The 11,753-nt window shown below is 51.8% G+C and carries 8 protein-coding genes; 3 read left to right on the top strand and 5 right to left on the bottom strand.

The genetic code is table 11. The annotated features are described in order from the left end of the window. Positions 1 to 5: 5 nt before the first annotated feature. The 5 genes from HY774_02220 to HY774_02200 form a co-directional block, all read right to left on the bottom strand. Positions 6 to 3,116 (bottom strand): glycosyl hydrolase, encoded by a 3,111-nt coding sequence (locus tag HY774_02220; protein MBI4747274.1) that lies wholly within the window; start codon positions 3,114 to 3,116, stop codon positions 6 to 8. A gap of 290 nt (positions 3,117 to 3,406) precedes the next feature. Next, the gene (locus tag HY774_02215) at positions 3,407 to 4,189 is read right to left on the bottom strand and encodes a hypothetical protein (GenBank protein MBI4747273.1); all 783 of its coding nucleotides are present in this window, start codon (positions 4,187 to 4,189) and stop codon (positions 3,407 to 3,409) included. A gap of 152 nt (positions 4,190 to 4,341) precedes the next feature. Further along, positions 4,342 to 5,088, bottom strand: a complete 747-nt coding sequence (fabG, locus tag HY774_02210) for a 3-oxoacyl-[acyl-carrier-protein] reductase (GenBank protein MBI4747272.1) — start codon at positions 5,086 to 5,088, stop codon at positions 4,342 to 4,344. A 248-nt stretch (positions 5,089 to 5,336) separates the two neighbouring features. After that, a complete protein-coding gene (locus tag HY774_02205; GenBank protein MBI4747271.1) occupies positions 5,337 to 6,149 on the bottom strand; it encodes a CPBP family intramembrane metalloprotease in 813 nt (270 codons plus the stop codon). Next, positions 6,094 to 6,864 (bottom strand): 1-acyl-sn-glycerol-3-phosphate acyltransferase, encoded by a 771-nt coding sequence (locus HY774_02200; GenBank protein ID MBI4747270.1) that lies wholly within the window; start codon positions 6,862 to 6,864, stop codon positions 6,094 to 6,096. The genes HY774_02205 and HY774_02200 overlap by 56 nt, the downstream gene beginning before the upstream one ends. A gap of 469 nt (positions 6,865 to 7,333) precedes the next feature. Here HY774_02200 and HY774_02195 point away from each other — a divergent pair, with 469 nt between their 5' ends. From HY774_02195 to HY774_02185, 3 genes are all read left to right on the top strand, one after another. Further along, positions 7,334 to 7,546: a hypothetical protein gene (locus tag HY774_02195; protein MBI4747269.1), complete on the top strand. Its 213-nt coding sequence runs from the start codon at positions 7,334 to 7,336 to the stop codon at positions 7,544 to 7,546. A 178-nt stretch (positions 7,547 to 7,724) separates the two neighbouring features. Next, complete coding sequence (locus tag HY774_02190; GenBank protein MBI4747268.1) at positions 7,725 to 9,857, top strand: tetratricopeptide repeat protein; 2,133 nt, start codon at positions 7,725 to 7,727, stop codon at positions 9,855 to 9,857. Positions 9,858 to 10,216: 359 nt separating this feature from the next. After that, complete coding sequence (locus HY774_02185) at positions 10,217 to 11,632, top strand: glycine--tRNA ligase (protein MBI4747267.1); 1,416 nt, start codon at positions 10,217 to 10,219, stop codon at positions 11,630 to 11,632. Positions 11,633 to 11,753 lie beyond the last annotated feature (121 nt).

Below are 11,753 nucleotides of genomic sequence, written 5' to 3'. Positions count from 1 at the left end.
GGAAATTACCTTCCTGATTGAGCTTTATCGTATTCTTCGCGGGACTGAACCTTGAGGGGATCGAGTTTTTTGACTTGGAGCTTTGAGTTTATTGCATTTACCTCCGTCGTCACAAGCGCCTCAAAGTCCTGGCTCGCTTTGGCAAATTCCTTATCCAGCACTCCGGCATAATCAAGCTGTGATTTGGTTGGACGTCCGCTATACCCATTGATGCTGCCATAGAGACCAATCAACCGCTCACGCAGTTGCTCTTCCCCACCGATATAGCCAAGATCATCACGGGTGGCGACCAGTTTTTTGTATTGCGTCTGGAGCTTTTCCGCCAGTGCGTCCAGCGATTTGGCCAGCGCCTCACCATCTTTGGTTTTGGGTTCACGCGCTTTTGTCGCCCGGTCCTGAGCCTGTTTGCGGGCATCAGCAATCGTGGTCACCAGGTAGCCTAAGTCTTCCTGTAAAGTATAGAGTTTTCTGGCCGTTTCGTTCTGGAGCTTACGGTCTTCGGCGGAATGCGGCGACCGGGGATCAGGAATTAACTGAAATTTCCCATCAAACGTTTTCTGCCCCTTGGTGATTTTGACCGTGTAGGTGCCTTCGGGTGCAATCGGTCCCACAAACGCACCCGGTGGTGTCCCGCCTAACGCCGCTGAACTTGGGATTGCCTTCGGGGGCTTGAGCCGCATCGGCCATTCGACCCGGTTGATTCCCCGCCGTTTTGAGCCCGGAAGCGTCGAAACCAGTTTTCCTTGTGGATCAAAAATTTCGACCTTGAAATCTCCGACCACGTGTCGTTCCCGCAGATAATAGGTAATAATCGCCGAATCGGTTGCGTTGGGTCCGGCAAACTCATCATCACCGGGAAATTCCTGAACGCCGCCGCCAAACCGCATCACCGAAGGCCGACCATCCAGAACAACGACTTCCGAATTCAGTAAATCATTGGTCAATTTGCGGAGCGGTGTAATGTCATCCACGATGTAGATTCCGCGTCCGTGGGTGGCAATCAACAGGTCGGATTCACGTGGATGAATATCAAGATCGCGCACCGCCACGGCTGGGAACTTCCCGGTCAATGGCGCCCACTGGGTACCGCCCGTCACACTGATAAACAGGCCGAATTCCGTCCCCACAAACAACAGACTCGGATTGACCAGGTCTTCCCGAACCACGTGGGCATAACCCTTGATATCATCAGTCATCAACGGTTTCCAGGTCTGGCCAAAATCAGTTGTTTGAAAGACCCAGGGCTTCATATCGCCAGTGTTGTGCCCGTCAAAGGTGGCGTAGGCCGTACCAGCCGCGTGATGACTGGCCTCAACACAACTCACCCAGGTGTTTTTGGGAAGGTTGGGAATGTTTTGGGTCACATTTGCCCAGGTCTTCCCATCATCGCGAGTGACCTGAACATTGCCGTCATCGGTGCCAACCCAGATTACATTTTCATCCACCGGCGAAGAACTAATGCTATAGATGGTACAGTGGTTTTCAGCCGTTGAATTATCAATGGTCAACCCGCCGGATTGATCCTGTTTGAGCTTTTCCGGGTTGTTGGTGGTCAGGTCAGGTGAAATTTTCTGCCAGGACTCGCCACGATCCGTTGACTGGAACAGGAACTGAGATCCGATGAAGAGCTGTTTCTGATTTTTGGCGCCGACTTCAATCGGGGTATTCCAGTTAAAGCGCAGTTCGGGGTCACCAGCGTCCGGGCGCGGTTTAATATCTTTGAATTCGCCTGTTTTCCGATAGAGCCGCTGCAGGCCGCCGCCTTGTGATTCAACATAGACCAGTGAGGCATCTGCCGGATCCGGAAACACCCAAAATCCATCCCCAAACCCGATGCTGTCCCAGTCTTTGATTTGAATACCGCCGGGGCTGCGCGAAGGGCCAACCCAGGTCCCGTTGTCCTGTAACCCGCCATAGACGTTGTATGGCGCTTCCAGGTCATAGGTCACGTGGTAAAACTGTGACACGGGCAAGTTGCGCAGGAAATTATAGCTTCGCCCCCCATCACGTGATTCATAGACGCCGCCGTCCGTTCCAACATACAGGTGCGAAGTATTGGTTGGGTCAACCCAGATCGTGTGCTGATCACCGTGGGAGCTGCCCCCCAAATTGGTAAATGATTTGCCGCTGTCCTTGCTCACCGCCATAAAGAGCCCGGCTTTGTAGACCACTTTATAGTCTTTTGGATCAGCCACCAGATGTGAGAAGTAAAACGGGCGAACCGAGGTGGTAAATGAAGAATTCATCAACTCCCAGCTTTCACCCAGGTTATCTGAGCGATACAGCCCCGTCTTTTTGGCTTCGACACAGGCATAGACCAGGTTGGGGCGATTTTTGGCGACGGCCAGGGCAATCCGCCCCAGGTCGCCTTCGGGCAACCCTTTGGTTAATTTCGTCCAGGTTTTGCCGCCATCGGTGCTCTTGTGCAATCCGCTCCCTGGTCCGCCGGAGTGAAAACTCCAGGGATAGCGGCGAAATTGCCACATCCCGGCATAGACGATATTGGGCTCTTGCGGATCAATCGCGACATCCGAGCATCCGGTATCGGCATTGACAGAAAGGACCTTATTCCAGGTCTTTCCGCCATCCGTGGTTTTATAGAGTCCTCGGTCTTCGTTGCCATCCCACAAATGTCCGAGCGCAGCAACGTACACCACGTCTGAATTTTTGGGATCAATGACAATTTTCCCAATCCGTTCGGTTTTTTCAAGGCCCACCATTTGCCAGGTTTCACCAGCATCGGTGGATTTATAGAGTCCGGTACCAACCGAAACGCTATTGCGAACCCACGATTCACCCGTGCCAACCCAGACCGTATCGGGTTTGGACTGGTCAACGGCAATGGCGCCGATTGAAAACGCATGCTTGTCAAAAATGGGTTGGAAGGTGGTCCCACCATTGCTGGTTTTCCAGACACCACCGCTCGCGGTGCCAACATAGAGGGTCAAAGGATTCGAATTCACGCCGTCAATATAGGAAATTCGACCACTCATGGTGGCGGGTCCGATGGAGCGAGCTTCGACGGCACCAAAGCTCCCCGAATCAAGCTTGATGGGGGTGGATTGCTGGCCTGAAACCAGCACGACCTGGGTTAAACACACCAAAAGAACACACATGAAGCGTGCAGCAGAGATACATACCTTAGGCTTACGCACGGATGCCCTCCCAAATGAAGTTTGGATCGACAGTTATTATTGAAAATCGGTTTTGGCAACTGACTGCAGGGGGAAATGTTTGGACTTGAGCGAAATAGTGAAGTAGCGAAATAGTGAAGTCGTGAAGTAGCGAAGTCGTGAAGTAGCGAAATAGTGAAGTGACGTGTTGTTTCCCAGAATGGTGCTGTCAATCTCTGATATTCAGTGTCTTTTACTATTTCGCTATTCGCTATTTCACTACTCGCTATGCGCTACTTGGTGGCGGCTGGCATTTTGAAGACCGCATCATCAATCGGCACATCAACTTCGATTTTTTCCATCACCATCTGGAAACCGGCGCCGGCAGGGCCGCCTTTGATTTTGCCTTCCATCGAATATGAAAACAGAATCCCGTTCACAGGTTTGTAATCACTTGGGTACATTTCCACCTCAAAAGCCGTGGCCCCTTGTTTTGATTTGGCCAGGATTTTGATCGGCAAATAGCTTTCCGAATCGAGAAAGACATTGCTGGATTCACCATCTTTGGTGGTGACCTTCAGGTTGTAGGCAGCGGTGCCTTCGACATCTTCCTTGCCAACCAGTTCAATCGTCGTTCCTTTTTCCTTGTAGTTGGCAAATGGTCCACTGACCATGGTTTCAAAACCGCTGCGAGTCCGGCGCACGTCTTCCTCTGACATTTTTTCAGCTTCAAGTTTGCCGGTCATCGGCGAAATCTGCCATCCCGAAGTACCATCAAACGCCTGGGTAATGGTTTTGCCCATTACGGTGGTATCGGCCCGGAAGGCCCCTGGTTGCTTGACCTGGATGACCATCGGCATTTCCATTGCGCCGTTCTGAACGACCATTTTTCCGGTCATTTTCAATGTTTTCAATGCTTTAAACTTTTCTGCACCACCCATGGCATCAATTGATTTGGCCAATAATTCATCCACGGAAGGACCTTCCGCTTTGGCTGGAGCACTGGTTTGGGCTGACACTTGCAGGCAAGCTGTCAGCAGAAATACAAAACACACCATCAATCCTTTTCGAAGCATTTGAATAACCTCATTCCTCACTAAATATTGGGGTTAAATGTTTGGTGTCGCTGCCAATATACACCCGAATTTAAAAGCTGGGTTGCAGGAAAGGGCCAGGAGACAAACAGGATCAACCAATTTTTGCTTAAAAACCCTGAACCCTGAACCCGCTACATGGCCAATCCGCCATCAATTTGAATCACCTGGCCCGTAATGTATCGCCCATCGTCAGAAAGCAAAAAGGCCGTAGCTCGGGCGACTTCGGCGACGGTTCCGAAGCGTTTGAGGGGAATTTGCTCAGTGACTTTTTCGCGATACCCAGTGTCGAGGGCACCAGTCATGTCGGTTTCGATCATACCCAAAGCCAGGGCATTGACCGTTATCTCACGACTGGCGAGTTCTTTGGCCAGCGCTTTGGTAAACCCAATCATTCCGGCTTTGGAAGCTGAATAGTTGGTTTGACCAGGCATCCCGATAACGCCGCTGATTGAACTGATGTTTAGGATACTGCCACCCTGTTTCTGCCGAACCAGAAGCGCCGCAACAGCTTTACTGAGATTAAAGACGCTTTTGAGGTTGGTATCAATCACGGCGTCCCAGTCATCTTCCTTCATCATCAAAATCAATTTATCTCGGGTAATGCCCGCGTTGTTGATCAGAAAATGAACGCCGCCAAACTGGGCTTTGACGTCTTTGACAAAGCTCTGAGCCGCTTCAAAATTGGCGGCATCAACCTGATAGGCTTTGACTTGCACACCAAAGGCTTCGCATTCATTGACGACCTGCTGGGCAGCTTCGGCATTTGAGGCATAGGTAAACGCCACCTGACATCCCTGGCGGGCCAGTTCGATGACGATTCCACGACCAATACCACGTGAACCACCAGTTACGATTGCTGTTTTTCCTTGAAATGACATGACACCAAATTCCTTATTGAAGTCAGTACCACCTGCGTCAGCGGGTGGGATTTAAAAATGAAAACCACCTGCTGACACAGGTGGCACTGACAAGTTTTCAGCCCTGGTTTAGGGCTCAGGGCTTGGGGCTGAAAAAACCAGGGCTTAGGGCTTGGGGCTGATGACCTCGGATAAAACCAATTCTTCAACCCGCCTTCTTCAGCCCGATGTCTTCAGCCCTTAGCCCGCTTTCTTCCGCCCTGGTCTGGTCACCGCCCGCCCATCAAGATTGACGCCACCCCAATCCCATTGAAAATGGTGTGAATGTAAATGCAGGGCAACAATGAGCGGGTTTTGGCACGCACAATCGTCAAGGTAATGCTGAGCAACGCCAGTACCGTCAAGCCGTCCCATCCGCCCCAGTACTGTGGAATGTGAACCAGTAAGAAGAGAAATGAGACCAGAGTAATCGCCGCCCAGGGCTCGACCATCTTGCGAAACCCGCTGTAAAGCATCCCACGATAGACAACTTCTTCAACCAGCGGCGCTGTGGCCAGCGCCACAATCGAAACGGCAATTCGGATACTGGGCCCAATCTTGAGAATGCGGTCAAAGTCGGTTTCCTTGTGCGGAATCAATTGTGAAACAGCCACGCCAAGCGCGAGAAAGCTCAGGATGATTCCCCAGCAGTGATACCACCGGAAGTTCTGGCTCCAGCCCCAACCGAGCGCATTCCAAAATTTGACGTTCGGCGCACTGGTTCGCACCAGCATCCAGCATGCGGCAAACGTAAGCAGGTGCGCCACAATGGTTGATAACACGCTGTAGAGGACAAGCCGTGGATCCTGCACATTGGGTGAAAGAACCGGCATTTTTCCGGTTCGCAGATAGATTTCACCCGCCCACAGCATCGCCGCCGGCAATTGCATAATCACAATCGCCAAAATGCTGATCCCCCACATGAGCAAGCCCGAACCAGGTCCCCAGGCTGGCTTGTCAGGATCAATCGGTAGGGTCCAGACACCGTCAGCGGAGTATGGAAACGGGTACGGATCCGGCGGTACCGGCTGAAGATTGACCATAAACGCGCTCCAAATTTGTATTCATGACCTGCTGAACCTGTGTCACCACATCCGAAAGGCGTTGATCATCGGTGTCAGCCGTTTCAATTGGCGGATCAATAAAGAGGTGAACCGTTCCGGGACGAAACAGAAGTGAATCTTTCTGCAAAATGTGGGCAGTTCCGACGATAGTGATTGGAACTACTGGAACTTTGGCCATTTGAGCGATTTTAAACGCTCCGGCTTTGAACCGTTTGACCCGTCGCAGTTCAGTACCACGCGTTCCTTCGGGAAAAACCACAATCGGAACACCCGAGTGAAGCTTTTCAACTCCCAGGTTCAACACTTTCGAGGTGGCGGAGTGATTGCCACGATCAACGGGGATATTCCCGGCACGCCACAAATGCCAGCCCATAAAAGGAATGTAAAACAGCACTTTCTTGGCGAAAATCCGGAACTGGAATGGAAGAAAGGCAAACAGCGTCGGGATGTCCATATAACTCTGGTGATTGGACATATAGACGGCTGGACGTGATAAGTCGAGGTTTTCCCGCCCATGGATAATCACGTTCATCCCCACCGTCCAGGCAATCAATTTGCACCAGGTTTGGGCACACCAGTGCTGGCGAATTCCAGTTGGATCGTGCAGCGATAGTGTCAGTGAAATGGTCGCCATGACCATCGTGTAGAGATAAATCAACGGAATTGCAATCAACGAATGCAAGTAGGGCAACATAGGAACAGCACAGGTACGCGATTTGGATTAAAGTCTGGTAGAGAGAGTGTGAGGTGTCTCAGCACATTTTACAATTGCAGGGCACTATGATGGATAGAGGAATTTTCAGTCAATGTGAATTCCAGAGAATGAAGAAACCAATTAGTGATTAGTGGTTCGTGGTTCGTGGTTCGTGGTTAGGGAGCGTTAAAAAACAACTTCCCGATTTTCATTTGGGTCGAAGCCATTTTCTTTTGAGTTCGGTGGCACTTTCCCTGACACAAGCTCAGACCCCATTGAAGTCTTTGGATTTCTTTTTCGTGTTTTTCGTGTTTTTCGTGGTTTCCTGTTCTGAAATTCGATCTCTCCGGGTGACTTTCGATAAAAACGGGAAGTTGTATTTTTACAGTCCCTTAGTGGTTCGTGGTTCGTGGTGCCAGTTAAGAGTTGAAGCGGTTTTGGGGGTTGAGCCCAGGAACTGGGCGGAAGAATGAAAGCCTCGGGTGGAGCACAGCGGAATCCGTGGAAAACAAAATCGGTGGCAATGAATTCCGCGGTTGCCCAGGCCACGCTGACTGGTGATGGACGCCAGGGATTTCATTCGCTGACGCTCATTCCACCCGAGGCTTTAAGAATGCCACCCGCTTCGTGGGTTCAAATCCGCTCATTTTTTCAACTCTTAACTGGCATTAGTGATATGTGATTATTGCTGGCAATCAGGGAATCAAAAACAAAAACCACCCGCTCACGCAGGTGATACTGACATCTTCATCCGCCATTTTCCCGGCGCATCTTGCCAAGTCACCCCGCAAACGGTACAAATCCCAAGCTTTTCACGCCTGTAACTCATACATCTGTTTCCATAGCCGGTACCCAAATCTATGTCACCCACAGTTTTCAAACCGCTTTTTCAGAAGGGACTTGCCTGCACGGTGTTGTGCGGTGTGCTTGTCTCGGTCACACCCGTCACGGCACTCCCGATTAAACAACGCCTGCCGATAGAGACTTCAAAGCCAGCGCCAACCCAGGAAGAACCGCCCGCAACCACGCCTCAGACGCCTCCGGTTCAAACCCTGACGCCGATGATGGTTTTTGAGGAACAAGCCGAACTGGCCCGAATTCAAGGAGCGACCGTAGATGATCGGATTCAGCAACTTACTGAATTTCAGAAGCAACATCCGACCTCTCCGCTCATCACGGGGTGCAAAACCATGCTGGCCCGTGCCTATGCCGAACGAGGTGAACAGGCCCTGCGCAGTGCGCAGGTGGCCCAGGCTCAGGAAGCCTTTCAACTGGCGGTTGATTCCCTTCCCACACCGATTTCCACCGGGACGTTTCGATCTTTTCTGCTCTCGATGCCAGTGTTGATGGCTGGATTCGGCAATCGAACCGAAGCGATTCTGTTTATGCGCCAGCTCCAGGAACGGGCCGGGACCGAAGTTGAATTGCTCGAACAAATCGGATTGTTTTATTTGAGCGTGGAAAATCCAACCGACGCTTTGCAGGTCTTTGACCGGGCAATTGAACTGAGCCCAACCCAGGCCAATCTTCATTATGATCGTGGTGTGGCCCTCCAAATGGGATTGCGCCTCACCGATGCCCGCACCGCCTTTCAAAAGGCAATGGAGCTTGACCCCAAAAGCCGGACCGCACCGGCGGCACTGGCTGATTTATATCGGGCCAGTGGATTACTCGGAGATGCCGAAGCCCTCTATCGCCAACAAGTTGCCATAATTCCGGATCATCCTTCCGCCTGGGGAGGATTGACCCTGGCCTTGATGGAACAGCGCCGATACGGCGACGCGGCTGAAACCCTTGGAAAAATGCTGGCCTACACCCCACGCGATGTGCGCTTTTTGACCCAGATGGCTTATGTCTATGCGGCACAAGGTGAATATGCCAACGCCGTGAAACTCCTGGAAAAAGTGCGTGAAATCAATCCGCGCTATCCCTGGTCACGCATGGTCGAGGCCCATTTGAAACGGGTGGAAGGTGATTTTGCCGACGCTGAAAACCTGCTCGGTGAAGCCACCGATACGGCACGCTTTCCAACCCTGTATTTTGAACTTGGGAAAACACTCGTCCAGGCCAACGACTATGACCGGGCGATTGAACCGTTTGAAGCTTTCCTGCGCCTGTCTCCGGATGGTGAATTTGAGGCAACTCTGGGTGGGGTGCTTGAAGTCCGCGCCTCAAGTCTGGCCACCTTGCTTGAAACCGAACGTCAGGCGGCGATTCTGATGAACGACCCACTGACCAGTGAAGTGCAGTTCCGACAAGTTGAAGATTTTGTTCGGTTTGCCTATCTCGCCAAACGTGAAGCTCAGGCCAATGCCGAAAAGAATCAGGCGGCTGATGCCACCTCGCCACCAGCATCAACAAGTACCGAAGGCGACCAAACACCATCGGTCCGCCGCCCTCGCCGTGTGGTTAAACCAACTGCCGGTGACAACACAACGGCGGCATCCTGGGAACTCCCCAAACCAGGCGATACACCATTGGGCCGGGCACTTGGGAATTTTGTGTCTCCGAAAGACGATGCCCGAGGTCTCAGATACCTGTTTGCCGCCCGCAAACTGGTTGACGCCAATGCCGAACTCCCGCAAGCTGAAGCACTTGCCCGAGGTGCCGCCCTGTTTGCCAGCCAGGCGACCACTCGCGAAGATGCCGTGGCTGACCTGCCACCGGGACTTTCCCCAGAAGGCCGGGCACAGCATTTCAAACTCCGCGCTCAAGCGATTTTGGGCTGGATTCTTTTCCGCGAAGGCAAACGTGATGAAGCGATTACAGCCCTGCGAACAGCAGCCGAAGGATTTCCAGATGGCGCTGAGAAAAAAGACGCTTCGTGGAAACTGGGGGTCGTGCTTGAAGCAACCGGGCAGTTAAATGATGCTCTGGCGGCCTATCGCATCGGGTATGACAGCAATAGCTCCACGGCCTCCATCAATCGCGCCATCATTGAGTCGGTTTATCAGAAAATCAACGGCTCGCTCGATGGGCTGGACCTCAAGTGAGAGTGAAGAATGTGGTTAGTGGTTAGTGGTTAGTGGTTAGTGATGAGAATTAAGGGTTGAAATTGAGTCTTCAAAATCAATAGCTTACAGGTAGCACTTTAACCGGCTAAAATTTGTAATTTGGATAATCCCTTTGTTTTCAACGAACGATTTTTCAACCCTTAACTGGCACCGCTAACCACTAATCACTAATCACTAGCCACTAACCACTGATGGGTTCTTCATTCAAACAGATATTTGTGTATAATGCGCGGTTTCTTATCTTATGCTGCTGTGTGCTTCCCTGACCTGGACCCACTTCCTGCAACAACACACAGACCAAGCAATTCTGAACAGAGGAATTTATGACGACGGTTGATATGGCGAAAATCGTCTCTTTGTGTAAGAGACGGGGATTTGTGTTTCCATCCAGCGAAGTGTACGGCGGACTGGGCTCGACCTGGGACTACGGCCCGCTGGGTGTCGAATTGAAAAATAACGTCAAGCGGGCCTGGTGGCGGGCCAACGTCTATGAACGCGACGACATGGAAGGTCTTGACGGAGCGATTTTGATGAATCGCCTGGTGTGGCAGTATTCCGGCCACGAAGCCACGTTTTCTGATCCACTGGTTGATTGCCGCGAATGCAAAGGACGGTTTCGAGCCGACAAACTCGCTGAACTGGATTGTCCAAAACACAAACAACGCAAGGTTTCAGGGTGCAGTGCCAATCTGACCGAACCGCGTGCCTTCAACCTGATGTTTAAAACCAACGTCGGCCCGGTTGAAGACGCCGCCACCCTGGCCTACCTCCGCCCGGAAACGGCCCAGAGTATGTTTGTGAACTTTCTCAATGTGGTCAACACCCGCTGGCGCAAAGTGCCGTTTGGGATTGCTCAGATTGGAAAAGCCTTCCGAAATGAAATCGTGCCTGGAAACTTCACCTTCCGAACCCGTGAATTTGAGCAGATGGAAATTGAATTCTTCTGCAAGCCCGGTACCGACCAGGACTGGCACCAGCGTTGGATCGAAGATCGCCATCAGTGGTATCTCAAACTGGGCATTCGTCCGGAAAACATCCGCCGCTATGTGCAGCAATCAGACGAGTTAGCCCACTATGCCCGAGCCTGCACCGATTTGCAGTACCGCTTCTTCCCCGAACGCGAAGACCAGGAAAAACAATGGGATGAGCTGGAAGGTATTGCCAACCGGACCGACTATGACCTGAGCATCCACTCCAAAGGTAAGAGCGAGAAGTGGGGTACGGTCAACGAACATTCAACCGAACGGCTGCAATACTTTGACCAGGAAGCCAAAGAACGCTACGTGCCCTATGTAATCGAACCTTCAGCCGGTGCCGACCGGGCCACCCTGGCATTTCTAATGGATGCCTACAGTGAAAAAGCTGGCAAAGCCCAGGAAGGCAAAGATGCCGATATGCGCGTGGTGCTGAGACTCCATCCGCACCTGGCACCAATCAAAGTGGCGGTGCTTCCGCTGGCGCGCAACAACTCAGCCATTGTCGAAGTCGCTCGAAAGATCAAAGAAGACCTGCAAAAGAGCGGCATTCGCACCGTGTATGACGATACCGGCGCCATCGGCAAGCTCTATGCCCGCCAGGATGAAATCGGAACTCCGTTTTGTGTCACGGTGGACTTTGACACGCTGGGCCAGGGCAAGGACGGCAGTACCGCTGACAAAGACACAGTCACGATTCGCGACCGCGACACGTGGGAGCAAATCCGACTGCCAATCAACGGTCTGAAGGCTTACTTTAAAGAACGGTTGGATGTTTAGAAGAGTCAGTAGTCAGTAGTCAGTAGTCAGTAGTCAGTAGTCAGTAGTCAGTAGTCAGTAGTCAGTAGTCAGTAGTCAGTAGTCAGTAGTCAGTAGTCAGTAGTCAGTAGTCAGTAGTCAG

The organism is Acidobacteriota bacterium, assembly GCA_016208495.1.
GTDB lineage: Bacteria > Acidobacteriota > Blastocatellia > Chloracidobacteriales > Chloracidobacteriaceae > JACQXX01.
Note: the sequence above shows the minus strand (reverse complement) of the source record. Positions and strands in the feature narration are given on the sequence as shown.